This window comes from Sphingomonas oligophenolica (assembly GCF_039522915.1).
Lineage (GTDB): Bacteria > Pseudomonadota > Alphaproteobacteria > Sphingomonadales > Sphingomonadaceae > Sphingomonas > Sphingomonas oligophenolica.
On record NZ_BAAAEH010000060.1, the window covers coordinates 96,102 to 117,849 of the forward strand.

At 66.4% G+C, this 21,748-nt stretch carries 24 protein-coding genes; 12 read left to right on the plus strand and 12 right to left on the minus strand.

The window, feature by feature from the left end; genetic code table 11:
- Nucleotides 1-82: 82 nt before the first annotated feature.
- Together ABD050_RS26560 and ABD050_RS26565 are read right to left on the minus strand one after the other, a co-directional pair.
- A complete protein-coding gene (locus ABD050_RS26560; protein ID WP_343892576.1) occupies nt 83-673 on the minus strand; it encodes a cytochrome b in 591 nt (196 codons plus the stop codon).
- A gap of 108 nt (nt 674-781) precedes the next feature.
- Nucleotides 782-1,111, minus strand: a complete 330-nt coding sequence (locus ABD050_RS26565; protein WP_343892577.1) for a hypothetical protein — start codon at nt 1,109-1,111, stop codon at nt 782-784.
- Between the two features lie 218 nt (nt 1,112-1,329).
- Between ABD050_RS26565 and ABD050_RS26570 the strand changes: the two genes are divergently transcribed.
- On the plus strand, nt 1,330-1,551 hold the full coding sequence (locus tag ABD050_RS26570; protein WP_343892578.1) for a hypothetical protein: 222 nt from the start codon (nt 1,330-1,332) through the stop codon (nt 1,549-1,551).
- A 280-nt stretch (nt 1,552-1,831) separates the two neighbouring features.
- On the opposite strand, the gene ABD050_RS26575 is transcribed toward ABD050_RS26570, so the two are convergent.
- Nucleotides 1,832-2,812: an energy transducer TonB gene (locus tag ABD050_RS26575; protein ID WP_343892579.1), complete on the minus strand. Its 981-nt coding sequence runs from the start codon at nt 2,810-2,812 to the stop codon at nt 1,832-1,834.
- A 58-nt stretch (nt 2,813-2,870) separates the two neighbouring features.
- On the opposite strand from ABD050_RS26575, the gene ABD050_RS26580 reads away from it, so the two are divergent.
- From ABD050_RS26580 to ABD050_RS26600, 5 genes are all read left to right on the plus strand, one after another.
- Nucleotides 2,871-3,734, plus strand: a complete 864-nt coding sequence (locus tag ABD050_RS26580; RefSeq protein WP_343892580.1) for an oxygenase MpaB family protein — start codon at nt 2,871-2,873, stop codon at nt 3,732-3,734.
- A 9-nt stretch (nt 3,735-3,743) separates the two neighbouring features.
- Nucleotides 3,744-4,154 carry a hypothetical protein gene (locus ABD050_RS26585; protein WP_343892581.1) on the plus strand — a complete coding sequence of 137 codons (411 nt, stop codon included), beginning with the start codon at nt 3,744-3,746 and terminating at the stop codon, nt 4,152-4,154.
- A gap of 90 nt (nt 4,155-4,244) precedes the next feature.
- Nucleotides 4,245-6,431 carry a copper-transporting P-type ATPase gene (locus ABD050_RS26590; RefSeq protein ID WP_343892582.1) on the plus strand — a complete coding sequence of 729 codons (2,187 nt, stop codon included), beginning with the start codon at nt 4,245-4,247 and terminating at the stop codon, nt 6,429-6,431.
- The gene (cueR, locus tag ABD050_RS26595) at nt 6,428-6,814 is read left to right on the plus strand and encodes a Cu(I)-responsive transcriptional regulator (protein ID WP_343892584.1); all 387 of its coding nucleotides are present in this window, start codon (nt 6,428-6,430) and stop codon (nt 6,812-6,814) included. The genes ABD050_RS26590 and cueR overlap by 4 nt, the downstream gene beginning before the upstream one ends.
- A gap of 14 nt (nt 6,815-6,828) precedes the next feature.
- A complete protein-coding gene (locus ABD050_RS26600; protein WP_343892585.1) occupies nt 6,829-7,299 on the plus strand; it encodes an SRPBCC family protein in 471 nt (156 codons plus the stop codon).
- Here ABD050_RS26600 and ABD050_RS26605 read toward each other — a convergent pair.
- From ABD050_RS26605 to ABD050_RS26625, 5 genes are all read right to left on the minus strand, one after another.
- Nucleotides 7,281-8,261: a YncE family protein gene (locus tag ABD050_RS26605; RefSeq protein ID WP_343892586.1), complete on the minus strand. Its 981-nt coding sequence runs from the start codon at nt 8,259-8,261 to the stop codon at nt 7,281-7,283. The genes ABD050_RS26600 and ABD050_RS26605 overlap by 19 nt on opposite strands.
- Nucleotides 8,262-8,263: 2 nt before the next feature.
- Complete coding sequence (locus ABD050_RS26610) at nt 8,264-9,574, minus strand: alginate export family protein (RefSeq protein ID WP_343892587.1); 1,311 nt, start codon at nt 9,572-9,574, stop codon at nt 8,264-8,266.
- A 277-nt stretch (nt 9,575-9,851) separates the two neighbouring features.
- Nucleotides 9,852-11,399: a hypothetical protein gene (locus tag ABD050_RS26615; protein ID WP_343892588.1), complete on the minus strand. Its 1,548-nt coding sequence runs from the start codon at nt 11,397-11,399 to the stop codon at nt 9,852-9,854.
- 724 nt (nt 11,400-12,123) lie between these two features.
- Entirely contained in the window at nt 12,124-13,527 is a 1,404-nt protein-coding gene (gene chrA, locus ABD050_RS26620; protein ID WP_343892589.1) for a chromate efflux transporter, read from the minus strand.
- A complete protein-coding gene (locus ABD050_RS26625) occupies nt 13,524-14,363 on the minus strand; it encodes a chromate resistance protein ChrB domain-containing protein (protein ID WP_343892590.1) in 840 nt (279 codons plus the stop codon). Before ABD050_RS26625 ends, chrA begins: the two co-directional genes overlap by 4 nt.
- 175 nt (nt 14,364-14,538) lie before the next feature.
- Between ABD050_RS26625 and ABD050_RS26630 the strand changes: the two genes are divergently transcribed.
- From ABD050_RS26630 to ABD050_RS26640, 3 genes are all read left to right on the plus strand, one after another.
- Nucleotides 14,539-14,856: a type II toxin-antitoxin system RelE/ParE family toxin gene (locus ABD050_RS26630; protein ID WP_343892591.1), complete on the plus strand. Its 318-nt coding sequence runs from the start codon at nt 14,539-14,541 to the stop codon at nt 14,854-14,856.
- Nucleotides 14,857-15,141: a helix-turn-helix domain-containing protein gene (locus ABD050_RS26635; RefSeq protein ID WP_343892592.1), complete on the plus strand. Its 285-nt coding sequence runs from the start codon at nt 14,857-14,859 to the stop codon at nt 15,139-15,141. It abuts the gene before it with no gap.
- 69 nt (nt 15,142-15,210) lie between these two features.
- Entirely contained in the window at nt 15,211-15,861 is a 651-nt protein-coding gene (locus ABD050_RS26640; RefSeq protein WP_343892593.1) for a hypothetical protein, read from the plus strand.
- Nucleotides 15,862-15,872: 11 nt separating this feature from the next.
- On the opposite strand, the gene ABD050_RS26645 is transcribed toward ABD050_RS26640, so the two are convergent.
- Both ABD050_RS26645 and ABD050_RS26650 read right to left on the minus strand, forming a co-directional pair.
- Entirely contained in the window at nt 15,873-16,193 is a 321-nt protein-coding gene (locus ABD050_RS26645; protein ID WP_343892594.1) for a cupin domain-containing protein, read from the minus strand.
- A gap of 31 nt (nt 16,194-16,224) precedes the next feature.
- On the minus strand, nt 16,225-16,509 hold the full coding sequence (locus ABD050_RS26650; protein ID WP_343892595.1) for a hypothetical protein: 285 nt from the start codon (nt 16,507-16,509) through the stop codon (nt 16,225-16,227).
- Between the two features lie 196 nt (nt 16,510-16,705).
- On the opposite strand from ABD050_RS26650, the gene ABD050_RS26655 reads away from it, so the two are divergent.
- The gene (locus tag ABD050_RS26655) at nt 16,706-17,488 is read left to right on the plus strand and encodes a class I SAM-dependent methyltransferase (protein ID WP_343892597.1); all 783 of its coding nucleotides are present in this window, start codon (nt 16,706-16,708) and stop codon (nt 17,486-17,488) included.
- A gap of 53 nt (nt 17,489-17,541) precedes the next feature.
- On the opposite strand, the gene ABD050_RS26660 is transcribed toward ABD050_RS26655, so the two are convergent.
- On the minus strand, nt 17,542-18,189 hold the full coding sequence (locus ABD050_RS26660; protein WP_343892599.1) for a glutathione S-transferase family protein: 648 nt from the start codon (nt 18,187-18,189) through the stop codon (nt 17,542-17,544).
- 567 nt (nt 18,190-18,756) lie between these two features.
- Here ABD050_RS26660 and ABD050_RS26665 point away from each other — a divergent pair.
- Nucleotides 18,757-19,986, plus strand: coding sequence for an SGNH/GDSL hydrolase family protein (locus ABD050_RS26665; protein WP_343892600.1), 1,230 nt, complete (start codon nt 18,757-18,759; stop codon nt 19,984-19,986).
- 175 nt (nt 19,987-20,161) lie between these two features.
- Here the strand turns inward: ABD050_RS26665 and ABD050_RS26670 are convergent, their stop codons facing one another.
- Nucleotides 20,162-20,533, minus strand: coding sequence for a hypothetical protein (locus ABD050_RS26670; RefSeq protein WP_343892601.1), 372 nt, complete (start codon nt 20,531-20,533; stop codon nt 20,162-20,164).
- Nucleotides 20,534-20,773: 240 nt separating this feature from the next.
- Between ABD050_RS26670 and ABD050_RS26675 the strand changes: the two genes are divergently transcribed.
- A complete protein-coding gene (locus tag ABD050_RS26675) occupies nt 20,774-21,616 on the plus strand; it encodes a DUF695 domain-containing protein (RefSeq protein ID WP_343892602.1) in 843 nt (280 codons plus the stop codon).
- The last annotated feature ends 132 nt before the right edge of the window (nt 21,617-21,748 follow it).

The window sequence follows — 21,748 nt, forward strand, 5'->3', positions numbered from 1 at the left end:
GTCACCTGTGATGGATGTCGAATTTGATCGGGGAAATTCCAGGACGGTGGTTCGGACCATCACTCCGCCCGCGACCAGCGCCTCACCCGCCCCCATGGCCCGGCAGCATGCGCAGCAGCACCCGGTCCTTCAGGACATAATGGTGATACAAAGCAGCCGCCCCATGCGCGGCTGCGATGATGATGATCGCCCATCCGACATTCTCGTGCAGCTCGCCGACCTGGTGATGCGCTGCCCGGCTCCACGGCGCGAAGGGGGATGGGATGAGCAATCCGAAAAAGCTCATATCCTCGCCGCCGGCCCAGCGCAGCACGAAGCCGAGCACCGCCTGCGCGGCAAGCAGGGCATAGAGAAGGTAATGGACTGCCTTGGAGGCGAGCCCGACCCAGCCGGAAACGATCACCGGCACCTGATGCCCGGGCATCAGCCGCCAGACGAGCCGCCCGACGATCACCACCGCGAGCAGGATGCCGAACGACATATGCGCGACCACCATCAGATGGTGCGTCGGCTTGCCGAAGAGATCCCAGAGCTGCGCGAGCAGGAACTGGACGAGCACCAGCAGGACGGTCGTCCAGTGGAAGGCGATCGCCACACGGTCGTAATTTGTCCCGTCGTCGCCGGCGAGAACGCGAGTCGCGGTGCCGACCGCTCCTTCGGTTTTCCTGCTCATCGCGCGAGGCTAGCCCGCCGCGCGGGCGGTCGCAAGCTGTTGCGCAGTGCCGGCAGCGTTTGCCGCGCGAGCACGCGCCGGCGGCCACGCCCGGTCGACCGGAAACGCTCAGTCAGCCAGCCCGCGCAGCCTGATCTCGGCCCATAGTGCCTTCACGTCGCTCGCCAGGCCGGCGCTTTGCTCGAGCGCGTCGACCAGCGCCTCGTCGGAGAGCGCGAAGCCGGCGCGTTCGAGCAACTCCTGCGCCTCGCGGATGCGGCGGCGCAGGTCGCTGCGGAAATCCTTGCTGTGGTCGCGGCGCAGCATGCCGCTGCTCTTCGCCTTGATCACCATCGAGCCGTCTTCCAGCATCGTGTCGATCATCAGATCGTCGTTCAGGCGTTGGCGGATGAGCGCGATACACAGCGCGAGCATCCGGTTACTGTTATCATTGGGCATGGCGGGCCTTAAACATGCCGCCCCCCATGGTTCAACCCGCAAAAATCACCCGTTGCGATGCGCCGCTCGTCGCACATCCGGCCTGCCTCGATCCATCGCGCACCCGATGCGCCTCGTCGCGCTGCACTGCAGCAATATCTTGATGGAGCGACGCGGTTATGATTGTTCGCGCAGGCATTGGGTCGGGGGACCCGTGCAAATGGGCGGGACGGCATGTAATGTTCGAGACGATTTTCTTCACCTATGGCCTGTTGGCCAGCTTCGTGCTCTCCGGCGCCGAGCGCAACCGCAAGCTGCAGCGCGCCAATCCGCCGATGCTCGAATATTGCGGCTATGTGCTGCTCGGCTGCTCCGCCGCGCTTTCGCTCATGCTGTTCGGCCTCGCCGGCTGGCAGGCCCTGGCAGCTTCGGGGGCAGCTTCGACATTCGTCGGGCAGTAACCCCTTTTTTCCTGAACATGGTTCTTTCCCGGGTCTTGGACCGGGGTGGCGCCGTATCGCGGATATCGCCGTCCTCGATCGTCAGCCGTCCATATAGGTCTCGCCAAAGCCGAGCGCTGGGTTGATCACTATCCACCACGGCGTTGCGACGCCGGTGAGGCGGATCATCAGCGGCTTCACGCCCGGCGTCGACGCGCCATAAATTTGCGCTGGCCGCGCGAGTCAATCACAGTGAGGGGGTCCGACCCGATCAGCCTTGGGAAAATCAGGTCTAGCGGTGTCATTGCTGCAGCGACCAGCGCACTGGAATGATTGCCCAGGAGGCGACCGGCTTCCCTTGTGCATCCTTCGCTGGCGTGAAGCTGCCGCGCTTCATGACGCTCTGGCAGGAGACTGCGTCGAGGTCGGCGCCGGCGCTCACGACGACCCGGCAGGCCTTGATCAGCCCGTCCTCGGCGACGTCCAAAACCATCACCACCCGTCCCTGAATCCCGGCTCTCCGCGCCGCCGGCGGATAGTCATCGGCGTCGAACCAATAGCCAGGGTTGCCGCCAACCGGTGTCGGCGCCGGCTTGCCACGGCCGAACCGCGCCGGGTCGATCCCCCAGGATTGATAGAGCGCCACCAGGCAGCGGTCGTTCATATCGATCGCCGCCTTCATATCGGCAGCGGCGATCGTCGTGGTCCGGTCGCCCCGGATCGTCAGTGCGCGCGCTGTCGCCAGTCCGTCAAAGGCAGCGCGATCGACAAACATCACGGTGAAATGCTGGTCGCGCACGGGCACGTCGAAGCTCGAATAATCGCTGACGGTGGTCGCCCCCGGCGCGAGGACCACCGCGCCCTTGCCGCTGCCCGGTTCTGCGCCTGTCGCCCCGGAAACGACATAGATCCCCAGCGTTTGCGCTGCCCCGCCGGACAGGATCGTCACCGTCACCGGCCGCTCGGCGCTGCCGTAATTGCGCGAGACGGCGCAGGAGCCGGCCACGTCCCGATCGGCCTCCCAGGTGCCGATCGGCCCGATCGGAAAGATCGGCGCGTCGCGTGCGTAAGCCTGCACCGGCACGGCAGAAATTGGCGGCGTCGCGGACGATGGGGGTGCCGGGGGCGCGGGGGGCGGCACGCTCTGCGCCTGCGCCGCAACCGGATACAGCAACGCCACCAACGTCATCGCGGCCCTGATCATCCTGTCCTGCTCCCCGAATGCCTGGCCCAGTCTCCACCGGATCGGCGACGACCGCAACACCGTGGTCGTCAACTTCACCGCCGATGCAATGCGGAACGGTTTCGGCGAACCGCCCGTTCTGCGCTATGGTCCTCCAATGTCCCCATCCCCACCCTCGCCCGCCAAGGCCCTCGCCACCCAGGCGAAGCGCGCCATCGTCGGCCGCGTCCGCGCCGTCTTCAACGATCGCGCGCGGGGCGAGAAACCGGTGGTGCGCCAGCTCGACGGCCTGTTCGGCCCGCGCTCGGTCACCTGGCGGGTGCACGGCGACGTCACGACGATGATGGTCGGCGGCGTATCCGCGTTGCTGCTCCAGATGCTCCACCCCGCCGTGCTCGCCGGCGTCTGGGATCACTCGAATTTCCGCGAGGACATGCTCGGCCGCCTGCGCCGCACCGCGCGCTTCATCGCGACGACCAGCTATGGCGGCCGCGACGAGGCCGAAGCCGCCATTGCCCGGGTCCGCTCGATCCACCACCAGGTGACGGGCACCCTGCCCGACGGCACGCCCTATCGCGCCGATGATCCGGCCCTCCTCGCCTGGGTCCATGTTACCGAGGCAAGCAGCTTCCTCGCCGCCTGGATCCGTTATGGCGAGCCCGGCATGCCGGGCGCCGACCAGGATCGCTATTTCGCCGAGGTCGCGCAGATCGCCGAGGCACTCGGCGCCGATCCCGTGCCGCGCAGCCGCGCCGAAGCCGCCGCACTCATCGCCACGATGCGCCCCGCACTGGCGGTCGACGACCGCACCCGCGAGGTCGCCCGCCTGCTCCTCGCGCAAGGCGCACCGAATCTCTCGGCCGCCCCGATCCAGGCGATCACCTTCCAGGCGGCGATTGACCTGCTCCCGCCCTGGGCACGCCGCATGCACGGCCTGTCGGGTTCGACCCTCACCCGCCCGATCGTCCATGCCGGCACGTTCGGGCTGGCACGGACGTTGCGATGGGCGTTCGCCGGGTGAGGGGCGCCCATGCTCACCCATCGCATCCTGCATCGCCGCTGCACGAAAAACGCATATGATCCCCACGTGACCGAGGGGCGCGGGCCGGTAGGATCGCTACGGGTCCATTCATCCGTGGAGCAGGCAATGATGACGCGGGAATCCATCAACGGGATCAGTGGATTTGCCCCGATCCTGATGTCGTTGGCCGCATTCGGCCTGGTGCTGTTCTCTGCAGGCACGGGTTGGGAACGCAACCTGGCCGACGAAGGCGCGGCGGCGCATCTCTTTCAGCTGTTGATCTGCCTGGAGCTGCCCATAGCGGCGGTATTTTTATGGACGGCGGACTGGAAACGGAGTCGCCCCGTTATCGGACTGCTCACCGCACAAGCCGCGGCGCTTTTGCTCGCGCTGGGTTCCGTAGGCTTCTTCGGCCTGTAGCCCGGCCCCGGATTCGCCGCGGCATCCACAAGCCACCCCTTGACTCTGACATGATGTCAGACCCCATGTGCCTCTGCGTTGGAGGCACGCATGACTGAAACGCACACCCATTCCGCCTGTCACGCAGGCCATAGCCACACCAAGAGCCCGCCCGTCGAAGCTGCACCGGGCGCGGTCTGGACGTGTCCGATGCACCCCCAGATCCGCCGCGACGGCCCCGGCAGCTGCCCGATCTGCGGCATGGCGCTCGAGCCCGAGGCGCCTTCGCTCGATGACGGTCCCAATCCCGAGCTGGTCGATTTCACCCGCCGCTTCCGGGTCGCCGCGGTGCTCAGCGTGCCCTTGCTCGCCATTTCGATGATCGCCGAGATGCTCGGCCTTCACGTCCTGCCCCCCGCCATCTCGCCCTGGGCCCAGCTCGCCCTTACCGCGCCGATCGTTCTCTGGGCGGGATGGCCCTTCTTTCAACGCGGTTGGACCTCGATCCTCACGCGCCATCTCAACATGTTCACCCTGGTCTCGATCGGCGTCGGCGCTGCCTTCGCCTACAGCCTGGTCGCCACCGTCGCGCCCGGCCTGTTCCCGATGTCGTTCCGGATGCACGGCGTCGTCCCGGTCTATTATGAAGCCGCCGGCGTGGTGGTCACGCTCGTCCTGCTCGGCCAGTTGCTCGAACTGCGCGCCCGCGCCGCCACCGGCCGCGCCATCCGCGCCCTGATGAACCTCGCGCCCAGGACAGCGCGCCGCCTCGCCGCCGACGGCAGCGAGCAGGAAGTGCCCCTCGCCGAGGTGATGGCCTCGGATCGCCTCCGCGTGCGCCCCGGCGAGGCGATCCCGGTCGACGGCGTCGTGGTCGAGGGCCGCTCGCCGGTCGACGAGGCAATGCTCACGGGCGAGCCCGCTCCCGTCCTCAAGGCCCCGGGCGACATGGTCACCGGCGGCACCGTCAACGCGACCGGCAGCCTGGTGATCGAGGCGCGCGCGGTCGGTGCCGACACCGTGCTCGCCCGGATCGTCCGCATGGTCGCCGATGCGCAGCGCAGCCGCGCGCCGATCCAGGCAGTGGCTGACCGGATCTCGGGCTGGTTCGTGCCGCTGGTGGTCGGCATCGCGGTCGTCACCTTCATCGTCTGGAACATCGCCGGGCCCCAACCGCGCTTCGGCCACGCCCTGCTCAATGCCATCGCGGTGCTGATCATCGCCTGCCCCTGCGCGCTCGGCCTCGCCACGCCGATGTCGATCATGGTCGGCACCGGGCGCGGCGCGCGCGCCGGCGTGCTGATCAAGAATGCCGAGGCGCTCCAGGCGTTCGAGGGCGTCGACACCCTCGTCATCGACAAGACCGGCACGCTGACCCTCGGCCACCCAAGCCTCGTCGCGGTCGAGGCGCTGCCCGGCTTCGGGGAGAATGACCTGCTCGCCCTGGCGGCGGCGGTTGAGGGGCGTTCCGAACATCCCCTCGCCCAGGCAGTGGTGAAGGGCGCGGCCGATCGCGGCCTTGCCCTCGCCCCGGTCGAGGACTTCGCCTCCGAGACCGGCAGCGGCGTCTCGGCCCGTATTTCAGGCCGCAGGGTCGCGATCGGCAACGCAGCGATGATGCAGGCGCTCGGCGCCGATCCGGCCCCGCTCGACGCCAGCGCCGAGGCGCATCGCCGCGCGGGCGCCGGCGTGATGCTGGTGGCGGTCGACGGCAGGCTCGCCGGCCTGCTCGCGGTCGCCGACCCGGTCCGCGACACCGCCCATGACGCCATCGTCGCGCTGAAGGCCGACGGCCTGCGCATCGTCATGCTCACCGGCGACAACCGGACCACGGCCCAGGCCGTCGCCGCGGCGGTCGGCGGCATCGATTCGGTCCATGCCGGCCTCAAGCCCGAGGACAAGGCCCGTATCGTCGGCGAGCTGAAAGCGCAGGGCGCGAAGGTCGCGATGGCCGGCGACGGCGTCAATGACGCCCCCGCGCTCGCCGCCGCCGATGTCGGCATCGCGATGGGCACCGGCACTGATGTCGCGATGGAAAGCGCGGGCATGACATTGACCAAGGGCGATCTCTCGGCGATCGTCCGGGCGCGGAAACTGGCCCGGGCGACGATGCGCAACATCCGGCAGAACCTCTTCTTCTCCTTCGTCTTCAACGGCGTCGGCGTGCCCGTGGCGGCGGGCGTGCTTTACCCGTTCCTCGGCATCACCCTGTCGCCGATGATCGCGGGTGCCGCGATGGCGCTGTCGAGCTTCACCGTCGTCACCAACGCGCTTCGCCTCAACGCGGTGAAGCTGTGAACATCGGCCAGGCCTCGGCGGCGAGCGGCGTCTCGCAGCGGATGATCCGCCACTACGAGAAGATCGGGCTGATCCCGGCCCCGCCGCGCCGCGCCGGCGGCTATCGCGACTATGCCGAGACTGACGTCCACCGCCTGCGCTTCATCGCCAATGCGCGCGATCTCGGCTTCCCGGTCAGCGAAATCGCCGATCTGCTCGGGCTGTGGGGCAATGCGGCCCGCTCGAGCGCCGAGGTCCGCGCGCTCGCCACCGCGCGCGCCGCCGAGCTCGGCCGCAAGGCGGCCGCGCTCGAGGCGATGCGCGCCACGCTCGAGGATCTCGCCGCCCGCTGCCATGGCGACGATCGCCCCGATTGCCCGATCATCGAACGTCTGGCGCGCTGACGCGTTATAGCCCCATGCAGGTCTCACGGATCATCAAGGCGCCCCGCGCCAGGGTCTATGCCGCGTGTCTCGATCCGGTCTCGCTCGCCGCCTGGCGGGTGCCCGACCGGATGACCGCCACGGTGCAGCATTTCGATCCGCGCGTCGGCGGCGGCTATCGCATGACGCTCACCTATCGCGACCCGAGAGGCGGTAAGGGCAAGACGACCCGCGACAGCGACAGCTTCACCGGCCGCTTTGTCGAGCTCGTGCCCGACACGAAGATCGTCGAAGTCGTCGCGTTCGATTCAGCCGATCCGGGCTATGCCGGCGCCATGACGATCACCACCAGCTTCGAGGATCTGGACGAGAGCACGAACGTCACCATCGCGTTCGACGGCCTGCCCCCGGGCATCCGGCCCGAGGACAATGAGACCGGCACCCGGCAATCGCTGGCCAAACTGGCCGCGTTGCTTGAGGGACAGGCTCAGGGCAGCGGTCGATAGACCCTGATCTCGGCACCCGATCCGCCCGCGGCGCGTACCGCGAGGTAGAGCCGGTCGCGCTCCGGCACGAACAGCGCCGTGCGGGCGCCGGGGCGCGTCCCGGTCACGCCGAGCGAGCGATAGCCGCCCGCCCCCGCCCCGAACACCTCGATCGCCCCTGATCCGCAACTCAGCATGATCCGGTGCCGGGGTAGATCGAAGAACACGTCGTCGGCATCGCCGCAGGCCGGCAGGTCGGTGCCGATCGCCCCGCTCTCGACATTCAGCGTCACCAGCCGCGCCGGCCAGCGATAGGCGATCGCCGCGGTCTTCGTCGCCGGGTCGATCGCCATCGGGAAATTGAGCCGGTGCGTCGCGCGCCAGTCGGCCGTCACCGCGCCGGTCGCGAGCGTGCCGGCGATGATGCGCCTTTTGTCCGGAACATTGACCAGCACCCGGTCTCCGATCAGCCTGAACCCTTCGGGATGGCCGGGCAGCATCAACCGCGAAACAACGGCGTGCGTCGCCGGGTCGATCACCGCCAGCGCGCCCGATCCATAGCCGACCACCAGCCGGCCATTGCGCGGATCGACGCGCAGATTGTCGGCATCGTCGCCTAGCGCCAGCACGCCGGCCGGCGCGAGATCGGCACCGCGATAGAAGCGCACCGTCCCGTCTCCGCCGCTCGCCACCGCCAGCTCGCCGCGATCGGCCAGCCAGGCGACGCCTTGCGGCTCCTTCAACCCCGATATCCGGCGAACGACGGCGCCCGTCTTCAGGTCGACCGCATCGACGCTGCCATTGCCCACCTCGGCGACGAACAGCCGGTTCCCGGCAAGGTCGATCGCGAGATGATCGATCCGGCCCGAAACCTCGGGAAGCGGGATCGTCCGTTCCAGCACCAGCGGCGCGGCCGGCGCGGGCGCGCCGCCGCAGGAGGCGGTGCCGGCGAGCAGCAACAGGATCGGCCAGGCGGCTCTCACGCTCAGAAACTCGCCGTCAGGTTGAACGAGAGATAGGTCGTGTCCCCGTCCCGCGGCGCGTTGGGCGCGTCGCGCAGGAACCGCCCCTTGGCGAGCCATTCGCCATCGACCTCGAAGCGCAGCCGCTGCGGCACGATCCAGGTGCGGACCCGCGCGTCGAGCTGCCGGCCGGCGAAGCTGCCCGAGCCGCCCGACGCATCGCGCACGCCCGTCCCGGCGAAGCTGTCCCGCGCCGCCGCGAGCCAGAGCAGGCGATAATTGACCATCAGGTCGATCCTCTTGCCCGGCGCCGCCTCGAGGCGCAGGCCCGGCGTCACCACATTGGTCCGCGCGACCACATTGTAGATCCCGACCGGCCCGAGATCGGCGCGGCGCATCCCGTACAGCGTGTCGAAGCGCGTATAGGTTCCGCCCGGCCGATCCCCCGAGGCGATGTCGAACTGGGCCGACAGGCGCGGCTTCCATCCGCCGCCGAGCGTATAGCCGATCTCCGCCCGGCCGAACCAGGCGCTCACCGGTAGCCGCGCCGCGCCGGGGCTGAGGTCGGCGCTGATCCGGCCTGACTGGTAGATGCCCTCCACCTCGTAATCGACCGCGCCGGCGCAGGGCTCGCTGATCGCCCGCGCGGTCACGCTGTTGAGCGATCGGTTGCGCGTCGGCCGGCCGGGCGCATCGCGCTCGCCGAAATGGATGAAGCCGATCTCGGCCATCGTGGCGCCCGGCCTCCGCCGCCAGGAGGCGACGCCGCCCCACAGCACATGATCGAAATTCTCGCGATCGAGCCTGATCCGGTTGGCGCGCAGCGACGGCAGGTCGTCGGGCAGGCGCGTCAGCGGCAGCACATAGAACAGGCTCGCCTTCACCCGGTGAAGCCCGAGATCGGCGCGCAGGCCCGTATAGCCGTTGGTCGTGTTGCGATAATCGTCGCTCGCGACCAGCCGGCGCGAGCCGATATTGAGCGAGAACCGCCCGCCCTGCAGCGCAAGCGTCGTGCCGGGGCCGAAGGGCCGCGCGATATCGGCCGCGATCCAGGCCTGGACCGGCTCGACCGCGTTGACCTCGTTGGTCGAGAGCGGCGTGCCGTTGTTGGCGAGCCAGGACCGGCTGTCGTGAAGCTCGCCGCCGATCCGGATCGGCCCGGCCTTCCAGGTCGCGGCGAGGATCGTGCGCAGGTCGATCAGCGCATCGCTTGCGTTGAAGCCAGGGCGAACCTGCCCGTCGATCGTCTCGTAGCGCAGCCGCATCGAGCCGGCGACATGAAGGCCATCGGGGGTGGCCTGCGCCCAGGCCGGCGTGGCGGTGAGCAGGAACAACGGCCATGCGCTCCGCCAAAAGCGGACGTCACCCGGACTTGTTCCGGGGGGTATAGTGATAGCAGGCAGAAAATGCATTTATGACCACAGGACTCTTTTTGCCCACCCGGCCTTTCTTGGCACGGTCGTCATGGGCAACGCGGCTTACTGAGTAGATTGTTGGGCGGAAGCTATGCCGGTGGTGTGGTAATCCCGCACGGTTGTTCGACGCTTCGTCACGACAACCGACATGCTATGCCTCTGAGCCGAAACCAGAATTTTTTTGCACCTTCCAGCGCTAACAAGCGCCTGACGCCACGATCGCACTCCTGACACGTTCTGCCACAGACGCTGAGCTACTTTTATTTACAAATAATACAAAATAAGGCTTCGGCGTTACCGACGTGGCTAGTTTTAAGTATTGCTGAAGAGTATTCATATCAATTGCCGATGCCATCCACATTATCCTATTGTCTGCACTGACGGCAACATCATATGCTTGCGGTTTGACAGATTTCCTGCGAGCGATAATAGCATATTCGCCGGGATTAACAAGATGTTCGCACTTCCCACCCGACACCGAGCTACTACCGCTCGCTTTCGTACTTACCGTCGCGACCTTCATATTGGTGCCAGAAGCAGCGCTGCCAGCGGAGGTCTGCGCGGCGGATGTCGCTTTTGCGACAGGTACGGTTCCGGAAGAATTCGCTGCGCACAGAGGCTTTCGGCCGGTCTGACCCGCGTTATTGTTCCAAGCGACGGGGACTTGATCGAGCGCCAGTCCGTAGTTGCTTGGAGCTTCTGAATTCCACTTTGCGGATCCATCGGGGGATATGGCTATTGTGTATTTCCACCGTGTAGATATTGGTTCCGATCCGGGCAGATTGCTTTCGACTTGCTGCCGCCCAATAAAACCGAAAGAGTCGACGATCAGAACTGAAACCCCGGCCAAACGTCCTTTCCAGATTGATGAAGTCGGTGAATCTATTATAAGGTTACCTCGGTTCAAAGATAGGACTGCTGGTGATTCAGTCGCAGTGGCCAAATGCCAATTTAAGCCACCAGCCTTCACGTTATTGCACGTCGATTTGGCCATTCCAAATGTCGTTCCGTTGGAAAGTTCGTTGTCGGGGATATAAAAGGCTAGGCGTGCTCCCGGCTTCCTTACAATCCCTTGGCCATCGATCGCCTCTAGCCCCGCAGCACGCTGAATCTGCTGTCCAAGCATGTCGCTCGCCTGTTTCGATGCAACTGAGATCGCGGCGTCCAGAGCAGCGGAGCCGCCTACCTCAAGCGCGGACTCCAGCGCTGCCTTGTCACGCTGAAGCGAGCTAAGGTCACTTTGAGAATCAATTTGCCAGCTACCGACTGCGGGTTGATTAACTAGCACCAAGCGAATGCTAAAGGGACCGAGAGTTGTTGAGCTGGTTTTAAGTTCAGGATTCAGGGTGAGTGTGTAATCCACAGTCTCCGCAAAATATGAAACCGACCCCTCGCTCCAGGATTTTTGATCATGCTTTCCTATAATCGTTCGAGCGCCAAGCGAGAACGGTAGATAATCAGATTGCGGACCGTTTGCATGTTGCACCTGCAAGCGCCACCATGGAGCACCGTCAGGAACTGGAACGACGGAAATGAAGCCCGCTTGAATAAGCGCCGATAGCTTTTCCTTATCCCCAGGCATTGCGAGAAAACCTGGGTTGCCCATCCCCACGAATAATCGATCGTCAACGGCCTGTCTAATGCCCGTACCCGCTAAGAGCGCATCCTCTTCCTTGGGTGAGTTGGAACTACACCCCGCCAGAACAGTCAGTAGTGCACAAATTATCGTGTTCTGCTTTCCCATGATTTGCCCCCTTCGTCCGCCTCACGGTGGACCTTTTTTCAACTTGGACGAAATCGCAAATTGTACCGGCAAGATCGCCGCCGTAACACCATTTCGGGTAATTATGTGCAATGAGCACATGACGAACAGCGATGGAAGCAAAGATGAGAGGCTGGCAGGTACTCGACCATCCAGAAGGTGAGCGGGAATCCACATGGCAAGAAGCCAAACACTTGCAATCATAGGAGAAGAATCGCTTTAAGCGCGTCCAGATTGTCTCCCTCGACCAGCAGAATACCTCGCATCGGAATTGACCGCTGAAAGCATGACATCGCAACGCGGCGCCTCCCGATGGCGAACGACGCCCTTTTTTTCAAACCAGTCAAGCGTCGGCATCGATGCCTCTTGCTCCGGGGGCTTCTGGGGCTCGACCGCCAAAATGGGCTAGGCCCGACTTGCCAGCTTTCTTCGTAAATTGGACGCATCAATTCCTAACCGACGCGCGAGAGGACGGAGCCCCTCTCTCGCCATTTCTTCGCGCAATCGCTCAAGCTCGGTTTTCGATCGAGGTCCAACTTGTCGAAGAGGCATAACGCGGACGGCAGCCGCGCCGGGGTCCACCCGGCATCGAATCCGGCAGGCGCGGCTCTTGCGGACGGGTGGATGCCGGAACAAGCCTGTCCTGAGCCTGGTCGAAGGGTCCGGCATGACGGTGGAGGATTGCGCGGCAGCCCGATTCCAGTCCTCACCCCGTCACCCCAGCCAGATACAATGCCACCCCGGCCGCGGATGTCGTCGCGAGCGTCGCCAGCGTCCCCGCCTTGAAACGCAGCACCGCCACCGCCGCCGCGGCCGATAGCAGCAACGCCCACCAGTCGATACTCGCAAACACCGGCGCATCGACCCTGACCGGCCCGAGCCGCCACATCGTCACCTGCCTGAACAGGGTGTGGATCGCAAACCAGATGGCGAGGTTGAGGATCACCCCGACCACGGCCGCGGTGATCGCTGACAGGGCCCCCGCCACCGCGGCATTGCCGCGCAGCCGCTCGACAAAGGGCGCGCCGAGGAAGATCCACAGAAAGCACGGCACGAAGGTCACCCAGGTCGCGAGCAGCCCGCCGAGCGTCCCCGCCAGCAGCGGCGGCAGCGTGCCCGGCGACCGGTACGCGCCCATGAAGCCGACGAACTGAAGCACCATGATCAGCGGCCCCGGCGTCGTTTCGGCCATGCCGAGCCCGTCGAGCATCTCGCCCGGTTTCAGCCAGTGATAGGATTGCACCGCCTCCTGCGCGACATAGGCGAGCACGGCATAGGCGCCGCCGAATGTCACCACCGCCATGGTCGAGAAGAAGGTCGCGATCTGGCTGAACACGCTCGCCGGCCCAAGCCAGGCAAGCAGCACCGCCACCGGCGCCAGCCACAGCAGCAGCCACACCGACGCGACCCGGAGCGACTGGCGCACTGAAACCCGGGCATGCGCCGGCAATTCAGCGCCGAGCAGGCTCTCCGCATCCTCGACGATCGCGCCGCTGGCGGCCGAATGCCCGCCGCCGACCCTGAACGCCACCAACCCGCTTCGCCCGCCGATCCAGCCGATCAGCCCGGCCCCAAGCACGATCAGCGGAAAGGGCACGCCGGCGAAGAAGATCAGCACGAATGCCGCCGCCGCGATGCCGAGCATCGCCCGGTTCCTGAGCGCGCGGGCGCCGATCCGCACCACCGCCTGAAGCACGATCGCCAGCACCGCCGCCTTCAGCCCGAAGAACAGGGCCGAGACGATGCCCACTCTGCCATACAGCGCGTAGACCCAGCTCAGCGCCATGATCGAGACCAGGCCGGGCAGCACGAACAGCCCGCCCGCCACGATCCCGCCCCGGGTGCGGTGCATCAGCCAGCCGATATAGGTCGCGAGCTGCTGCGCCTCGGGGCCGGGCAGCAGCATGCAGTAATTGAGCGCGTGGAGGAACCGGTGCTCGCCGATCCAGCGTTTCTCGTCGACCAGGATGCGGTGCATCACCGCGATCTGCCCCGCCGGCCCGCCGAACGAGAGCCCGGCGATCCTGAGCCAGACCCAGAAGGCCTCGCCGAGCGTCACCGCGGACGGCCGGGCGCGGGGCGTAGCGGCGGCGCTGCCGGCGACGCTCATTTGCGCTTCGCCCTTGCCGGGCCGTGCGAAACCCAGTTGTGCGTCTCGTCGGTCGCGTCGCGGCACCAGCGATACAGCGCGTCATAGACCGCCATCCCCGCCTCGAGCTGGGCGAGATCGTCAGCGAACATCCGCGACAGGCCGAGCGACACGGCGAGCAGCCCCGCCGCCTCGGGGGCGAGCTCGGGATGGCCGGTGTCGGCCCCCCGCACGATCGGCGCGAGCCGCGCCAGCCCCTCCAGGCCGCCAAGCCCGAAGTCTTCGAGCATCGCATCAAAGGTGCACAGGTCGCCGCGATGGCTCCAGCGCACCCCCGCGCCCTCCACATCGAACGGCGTCGCCCCCATTCGCTCGGCGACCCCGGCAACCTCGGGTGCTGCGACGAACAGGAACAGCGCGTCGGGATCGATGAAGCGCCTGATCAGCCAGGGGCACGCGATCCGGTCGACCTTCGGCCGCGCCCGGGTGACCCAGAGCGTCCGCCCGTCCGCGTCGCGCGGCGGCACGGCGTCTTCGTCGATCAGCGGCAGGCCCGCTGCAGCCCAAGTCCTGAAGCCGCCCTCGAGCAGTTCGGCGTCGGCCCCCGCCTGCCGCAACCACGCCGCGGCGCCATGGCTTGGCGCATCGCCGTCCCGGCAGACAAGAACCACGCTGCGCCCGGCAAATCCGGGCGCCCATTCAGCCATCCCGGCGAAGGAACGCCGGCGCGCGCCGGGTATCGAGCGGGGGTCGGCAGCGCGCTCGGCATCGCTGCGCAGGTCGATGATCGCGGGGCATCCGGGCGTGCCGATCAGGCGGACGAGCTTGTCGGCTGAGATTGCGTTGATCGCGGGCATAAGGCGTCCTCAGGCTTGAAGGGACGCGATACTTCAGCCTGTCGCCTCATGGGGAGATCGCAAACCCCATGAGGTTTAAAAGCCGCGTTCGGGGGCAGCTGTCAAGATGATGGTGGCCGACAATCCTTTCCCCTGCGCCCTTGCCTTGATGTATCGATTTTGATACACACGCCCCGTGAAGCCGATATCGTTCCTTGGCGACAGCCTCGCGCAGCTGCGGGACTTTCCCGACAATGCACGATCCGAGGCGGGATATCAGCTGAACAAAGTTCAGCTCGGGCATGATCCGGACGATTGGAAGCCGATGAAAACCGTCGGGGCCGGCGTCCGGGAAATCCGGATTCGTGAGGCGTCGGGCGCGTTCCGGATACTATATCTGGCGACGCTGCCCGATCGGGTGTTGGTGCTGCACGCCTTCCGGAAGAAGATGCAGCAAACGCCGCAGAAGGATATTGACCTCGCCGCACGCCGGCTGCGGGAATATGAGGGCTAGATGATGGACGTTCAAACCTTCGACAATGTGTTCGATGCCCTGGCGGATACGCCTGCCGAAGCGGCCAACATGAAGGCGCGTGCCGAGTTGCTGGTGGCGTTGCAGACCCGCATCCGGTCGTGGAAAATGTCGCAGGAGGCAGCTGCGGCACGCCTCGGCATCACCCGGCCCCGGCTCAACGATCTGTTGCGCGGCAAGCTCGGCAAATTCTCGCTCGATGCGCTCGTCAACGTGGCGACCGCCGCAGGCCTGACGCTCGAGATCAGGATAGCCGATGCGGCCTGAGTTCGGTAGCTGGCGGGACGGGATCGTTCGCCAGGGATGGTGATGGCGTCTCGGGCGAAGGCGGGCGAAATGCGCATGGACAACGAGACCGGCACCATCCTTCTCGCGATCTTCCCGCTCTTGTTCATCGCCCTGTGGCTGGCGATGACGGCGATGCTCGGCCTGTTCTCCGGCTGGTTCGCCCTGCAGAACCGCTACCCGGACAAGGACGAGACAGCGCTGCTCACCCTGCGCAGTCAGTCGGGGATGATGGGCAAGCGCGTCGGGATGAACGGCGTCCTGACGCTCGGCGCCTGCCCTTCGGGGCTGCGGATCGGGATCTGGCGCGCGTTCGGCCTGTTCCAGCGGCCGTTCCTGGTGCCGTGGGAAGACATCACCGCCGAACCGAAAACCTTCTTCTTCGTGCCCATGGCCCGACTCGGCTTCGGGCATCCCGAGATCGGCAGCCTCACCCTCGACGCTGGCACCTGGCAAAGCCTGTCAGCCCATTCGCCGGCGAGGGCACGGCGCGGCGACGCTTTCGAACCGGTCTCCAGGGGTCAGGTGGCGCAAGGGCTGCTGCTGCAATGGGCGATCATCTCGGGCGGCTTTACCGCGTTCTTCGCGGTCGCCGCCCTGTTCGAGACCCGCAACGCACCCGTCCCCCCGCTGATCTTCGCCTTCCCCGTCGTCGCCGTCGGCATCGCCCAGCTCGTCCGCTTCGCCCGGATGCGCTTCTGATCAGTGCGCCGTTATTTCTCCGCGCCGTAGAACAGCACCCACACCGAGAAATCCCCGGAGATACCCTCGAAGCCGTGCGGGGTGTGCGCTGCGCAGAACAGCACGTCCCCCGCCCCGACCGCCGTCACCTTGTCCTCGACCCGGTAATGGCCGCTGCCCGACGCGACGAAATAAATCTCGTCGCGGAGATGCGGCACCTGCGGCCCGTCAGTCGGCCGCGCGGCGAAGCGGACTTCGAGATCGCCATCAACGAAGATCTCGGCCGATCGCCCGGGCGTGCGCGGCAGCGCCAGCGCGGACGCGAGCGATACGGGCGGCGGGGTACGATCCATCCGCTGATCCTACACGAGCCCCCTCAATCCATCAAAGATCGAACACTGCCAGCACCAGCACCGCGAGCAGCAATGTCGCGGTGCCGAGGAGGAAGATCTTGTCGGCCAGCCGCTCGAACCGGTCGTGCGGATCGTCGCCGCGCAGCGACAGATAGGAGAAGAGGCAGCTCGCCGCGAAACACACCACCCCGCCCCAGGCGATCTCGTCGGCAAGCGTCTTGCCCGAGGCATTGGCGATATGCAGCCCGGCGATGATCAGCAGCGAGATGCCGAGCAGGTTGGTCGCTGCGTTGAGGATATGGCTCGAGGTGCGCATCGCCGCTCCCTGCCGCGGGCGAGATGAACCGGCGAGGAACGAGGAGACGGCGATCGGCCTGTGATTACTCTCCTCCCGGGAAAGTCGAATTTTTGCCGCTGGCGCCGGGCGAGACTCTGGCGGCCGTGTCTCTTCATGGTGCGGGCATTTTCGCTTATGATCGCCAGGAAGGCCGGTTCCAGTCGGGAGGTATCGAATGCGCAGAGTATTGATGGCGGTCGCACTGTGCGCCGCGCTCGCCCCGATCGGCGGGGTCGTCGCCGAATCCGCCGGTGTTCCGGCACGGATTGCGGCCGCAATAGCCGACCCGACCCGTCCGGCAGCCGACAGGAGCAGCGACGCCAACCGGAAGCCGGCCGAAACCTTGTTGTTTGCCGGCGTGAAGCCGGGGATGGTCGTCGGAGAATTCTATCCCGGCGGCGGCTATTTCACCCGGCTGCTGAGCGATGTCGTCGGGCCGAAGGGCCATGTCTATGGGATCGAGAATTCGGTCTGGCGGAGTTCGTTCAAGGCCGACCAGGCGCTCGCTGCCGACGGCAACCATGCCAATGTTTCGATGGAGGCAGCCGCCTTCGGTACGGTCCGGTTTCCGAAACCGCTCGATCTTGCCTGGGTGACGCAGAATTATCATGACCTCAAGATCGCCGAATATGGCGTCGTCGACACGGCAGCCTTCAATCGCGGCGTGTTCGCATCGCTGAAGCCGGGCGGCATCTTTTTCGTGCTCGACCATGAAGCCCCGGCCGGAACCGATCTCGCCGGGATCGTCAGGTTGCACCGCATCGAGAAGACGCAGGTGATAAGGGAGGTGACCGCGGCCGGCTTCAGGCTCGAGGCCGAGGGGACTTTCCTGCATCGTCCAGGCGACGATCACAGCCTCCCGATCTTCGACAAGAAGGTTCAGGGACTGACCGATCAATATGCCCTGCGATTCGTGAAGCCACGCGCCGCGGCACATCGCCGCCACGCGTCGCGCTAAGGTCTCGCCTTTCGGTGACGAACGTCACCCGAATGCCCCCTCTCAGCCGGGTCTCAGCCGGTCACCGGGGCGTTCACCGCCAGTTGCGCCGCGAAGGCGCGGGCATAGGCCGGCCGGGCCTCGCCGCGCGCGACATAGGCGGCCAGGGTCGGATAGTCGTCCAGGATGCCCGACATTCTCAACCGGAGCAGCACCGACACCATCAGCAGGTCGCCCGCGCTGAACGCGCCGTCGAGCCAGTCGGCATCGCCGAGCCGCGCGGACAGCTGGTCGAGCCGCGCGCGGATGCGGTCGACGACCAGCGGCAGGCGCTCCCGGCTCCAGGGCTTGTCGCCCTCGATGATCCTGACGGTGACGAGATCGAGGATTGGCGGCTCCACCGTGTTGAGCGCGGCGAACATCCAGGCGATGGCGCGCGCCCGGGCGTTCGCCTCTTCGGGCAGCAGGCCCGCATGCCGCTCAGCGATGTGGAAGACGATCGCGCCGGTCTCGAACAGCGCGAGATCGCCTTCCTCATAGGTGGGAATCTGGCCGAAGGGATGGAGAGCGAGATGCGCCGGCTCCTTCATCCCGGCGAAGGAAACCAGGCGAACCTGGTAAGGCTGGCCGGCTTCCTCGAGCGCCCAGCGCACCCTGGTATCGCGCGCCAGCCCCTTGCCGCCGTCGGGCGAGCGTTCAAAGGCGGTGATGGTGCAGGTCATTGCGTCCGTCTCCTTGCTTGATCCACTGGCTCTGGTGCCATTGGTGATGACGAATGAGAGCGCCGGAAATCGGCAGGTGCGCTGAAATCCCCCGACCCTCTGGACAAGTTGGATTTCGCGCAAGAGAACAAAAAGGAAACATTTGGAGAGATTCGCTTGGGCATCATCGCAACCACCGTCGAACTCCTGATCGCCGCCGGCGTGAGCGGCGATGCGCTGGTCGACGCCGTCGCCAGGCTCGATGGCGCCGCCGATCGCCGCTCGGCCGGGGCGAAGCGCCAGGCGCGCTACCGGGCCCGGCGCGCGGCGCGGCGCGACGCGTCACCAGGCGTAACGCGTGACGCCGGTGACGGCAGTGACGCTCCCCCCAATGATATATATTCTACCCCCCCTGAACCCCTATCCTCTAACGAGGATAGCCCCCCTTTGGCCGAAAAGGCGGATCGGCAGCCGTGCCCGTTGCCGGCCCGGCCCGCCCGGCCCCGCCCTCCCGGAACGCCGCGAACCGATGACACGCCGTCATCGCCGCGCTATCGCAACGGCCGAGAAAAACCGGGAGGAAGCCTGATGACCCCATTCCGCGCCGTGACGCCCGCCGTCCGGCTCGCCGCCTGCCTCGCCGCGCTGGCGCCGCTGGCCGCCCAGGCAGCGCCCCCGGCCCGCCAGGTCTGGACACGAAGCTGGGAGGCAGTGCCGTCCGACCTGGTCGCGGCACCCGCCGCTCCCGATCAGCCGGTATCGGCCACCGGCCTCACCTTCCGCATGACGGCGCGCCTCTCGGCCGGCGGCACGGCGATCCGGCTGAACCTGTCCAACGAGCTGTCGAGCGAGCCGCTGACGGTCGGCGCGGTCCATGTCGCGCTGGCCGGCCCGGACGGCGAGGTCGTGCCCGGCAGCGACCATGTCGTGACCTTTGGCGACAATCCGGCGCCCGTCATCCCGGCCGGCGCGCCGCTGCTCAGCGATCCGGTCGCCTTCAGGGCACCACCACTCGCCCGGGTCGTGGTCAGCGTGTTCCTGCCCGGCGACGCATCGCGCCTCACCGCGCACAGCCTCGGCGTCTCGACCACCCGGATCGCGCCGGGCGACCAGAGCGCCGCAGCGGCGCTCCCCGGCGCGCTGACCCGCACCAGCCGCTTCCTGCTGAGCGGCATCGACGTCGCCGGCGGCCCGGCCACCGCGACGATCGTCACGCTCGGCGATTCGATCACTGACGGCGCGGCTTCCTCCAACGACAGCAACCATCGCTGGCCCGACTTCCTCGCCGAGCGGCTGCGCGCCGGCGGCAAGGCCGGGTTCGCGGTCGCCAATGCGGGGCTTTCGGGCAATCGACTGCTCGCCACCGGCGCCGGCCCCGCTGCGCTGGCGCGGCTCGACCGCGACGTGCTGTCGGTTCCCGGCGTTCGCTATGTCGTGATCCTCGAAGGCGTCAACGACATCGGCAACCCGACCGCGCGCAAGGTGCCCCTCCCCACCCCCGAGGAGCTGATCGGCGCGTACCGCCAGATCATCGCGCGGGCGCATGACCGCGGCATCAAGGTGATCGGCGCGACCATCCTGCCCTATAAGGGCGCGGGCTATTATTCGGACGCCGGCAACGCCGTGCGCAGCGCCGTCAACACCTGGATCCGCGCGCCCGGCCATTTCGACGGGGTGATCGATTTCGATCGCATCACGGGCGACAAGGCCGATCCGCTCAGAATGGCGCCCGCCTATGACAGCGGCGACAAGCTCCACCCGGGCGATGACGGCTATCGCGCGATGGCGATGGGGGTGGATCTCGGGTTGTTCAGGTGACGGCGTCGGGCCCGATTGAGTCCCAGGGTCATGGCCGGACGGGTGGGGATCGCTCCCCGGATATCCCGTAACGACATGCTCGCCGCGCTTCCTTCTCTCCCCTTTGCCAGGGAAGCAGGAGGAAGTGGCGGCGAGCTCGTCACGCCGAATATAGGCGGCCTGCGGCGTGGCGTGCCTATTTCTTCTTGCGCTTCGCCTTCTTTCCCTTCGCCTCCTTCTGACCGAGCGCCGACGCCGCGATCGCCTTGATCTGGTCGATCGTCGGCACGATGCGGTCGGCAAGAATGTCCGCGGCGAGCTGCGAGATTCGCTCGGAGGTTTCCTTCAATACCGACTTTGCCGTCGCTTTTTTGGAGCCCGCGCTCTTGACCTTGGGCGTGGCGGTCTTGACGGGCTTGAGCGCGGCTTTCGTCGCTGTCAGTTCGGCATCCGCCTTCGCAACGGCGGGCTTTTTTGCAGGTTTCGGCGCGGCAGCGGCCTTCGGTTTCGCCACTGTACCGGTTTTCGCCGATGGCTTGGCGGCGGGCTTGCTCGGCGATTTGGCCATGACTCTTCCCTCTTTCCGTTCAGCGTGAGAGCAGGCAACGCCTGCTCAGGCGAAAGCTGCGCCTTGCGCGCGCAAATGTCGATTCAGCGTTCACCGGTCCCGCATCGGGCACCGACGGCTGTCGCGCGTTGGCGCGATGCGGGCAGACCGGCGGCAGTCGTCCCCGGGGGCGGTCGTTGATAAACATTCCGCAGCCCTCTACGAAACGCCGGGCCGGTTGCGAAAACATAGGGGACGAACGTGATAAAGAAGATCGCCTCCTTGTTATTGGGCTTTTCTGTTTCGCAACCTGTCGGTGCTCAAGCGGACAAGGCGGCCCCCGCAAATAGCGACCATTGGATGGTCTACGAACGTGCAGCGTCCGACGGCAAGCCGCTGGTAATCGTTGCCAGGACGGGAAACGCCGGGGTTCGGGCACTGCTGCTTAACGGACGAGCCACCGTCGTGATTTGCCGGACCGATCCCACGAACGTGAATGACCAGGGGATGCCACAGGGTACGGAGCGCCTCTACTCCATCGAAGACAAGCTCGATGAGGCGCCGGCGCTACTGGCGGCGGGGGCGCTCCGTGTCGCCAGCGTAACGGGTCAAGGCCAGCGCCGCATGTTCTTTGTGCACCGTGAGCCACTCGATCTGGCGCCGGTTCTCCAGACGGCCCAGGTGCAGGGCTTTTCCTGCGATGCGTCGGAAGTGGACGACCGCCAGGCATTGATCAACCTCGCTACGCCAACGCCCCTCGAAAGCCAGGTGAACGGCGACCGGGAGGTTATTGCTGGTCTGCAGAAGAGCGGTGACGACGGGCACGCATCGAGAAAGACGGACTTCTGGTTTTACGGGCAACGGAGATCGCTCGGCGCGCTTACTGCCAATCTCAACGCCCATGGTTTTTCGGTTGACCATTGGCTTAGCGGTCCGACCGGCGTCGTCCTTTCGCGTGAAATGCCGGTCGACGTGCCGGCGTTCCAAACGCTGACACCCATCATCGTCGGTGCGGCCGAGCAGGCCGGGGTCGATTATGACGGTTGGGAAACGATCGTCGTTTCTCAGGCTTCGACGCAATTGGAGGGCAGGACGGATCATTAACGGTCCGCAACCGGGATGTCCGCCGAAGCCGCCCGCCGGCGTCGACGGCGAGTCTCTCCAAAAAGCCGGCCCCTTGGACGCACGGCACACGGTCAGCAACCCCAGCCGCGCCGCCCGATAATTCTGTCAAAG

Bases quoted from the DNA above. Each gene is read 5' to 3' on its own strand.
- ABD050_RS26635 (WP_343892592.1), top strand. From the start codon at position 14,857: ATGATGGACGTTCAAACCTTCGACAATGTGTTCGATGCCCTGGCGGAT.
- ABD050_RS26565 (WP_343892577.1), bottom strand. From the start codon at position 1,111: ATGCCCAATGATAACAGTAACCGGATGCTCGCGCTGTGTATCGCGCTC.
- ABD050_RS26645 (WP_343892594.1), bottom strand. From the start codon at position 16,193: ATGGATCGTACCCCGCCGCCCGTATCGCTCGCGTCCGCGCTGGCGCTG.
- ABD050_RS26660 (WP_343892599.1), bottom strand. From the start codon at position 18,189: ATGACCTGCACCATCACCGCCTTTGAACGCTCGCCCGACGGCGGCAAG.
- ABD050_RS26665 (WP_343892600.1), top strand. From the start codon at position 18,757: ATGACCCCATTCCGCGCCGTGACGCCCGCCGTCCGGCTCGCCGCCTGC.
- ABD050_RS26655 (WP_343892597.1), top strand. From the start codon at position 16,706: ATGCGCAGAGTATTGATGGCGGTCGCACTGTGCGCCGCGCTCGCCCCG.
- chrA (WP_343892589.1), bottom strand. From the start codon at position 13,527: ATGAGCGTCGCCGGCAGCGCCGCCGCTACGCCCCGCGCCCGGCCGTCC.
- ABD050_RS26640 (WP_343892593.1), top strand. From the start codon at position 15,211: ATGCGCATGGACAACGAGACCGGCACCATCCTTCTCGCGATCTTCCCG.
- ABD050_RS26585 (WP_343892581.1), top strand. From the start codon at position 3,744: ATGCTCACCCATCGCATCCTGCATCGCCGCTGCACGAAAAACGCATAT.
- ABD050_RS26615 (WP_343892588.1), bottom strand. From the start codon at position 11,399: ATGGGAAAGCAGAACACGATAATTTGTGCACTACTGACTGTTCTGGCG.
- ABD050_RS26650 (WP_343892595.1), bottom strand. From the start codon at position 16,509: ATGCGCACCTCGAGCCATATCCTCAACGCAGCGACCAACCTGCTCGGC.
- ABD050_RS26570 (WP_343892578.1), top strand. From the start codon at position 1,330: ATGTTCGAGACGATTTTCTTCACCTATGGCCTGTTGGCCAGCTTCGTG.
- ABD050_RS26560 (WP_343892576.1), bottom strand. From the start codon at position 673: ATGAGCAGGAAAACCGAAGGAGCGGTCGGCACCGCGACTCGCGTTCTC.
- ABD050_RS26590 (WP_343892582.1), top strand. From the start codon at position 4,245: ATGACTGAAACGCACACCCATTCCGCCTGTCACGCAGGCCATAGCCAC.
- ABD050_RS26580 (WP_343892580.1), top strand. From the start codon at position 2,871: ATGTCCCCATCCCCACCCTCGCCCGCCAAGGCCCTCGCCACCCAGGCG.
- ABD050_RS26670 (WP_343892601.1), bottom strand. From the start codon at position 20,533: ATGGCCAAATCGCCGAGCAAGCCCGCCGCCAAGCCATCGGCGAAAACC.
- ABD050_RS26625 (WP_343892590.1), bottom strand. From the start codon at position 14,363: ATGCCCGCGATCAACGCAATCTCAGCCGACAAGCTCGTCCGCCTGATC.
- ABD050_RS26600 (WP_343892585.1), top strand. From the start codon at position 6,829: ATGCAGGTCTCACGGATCATCAAGGCGCCCCGCGCCAGGGTCTATGCC.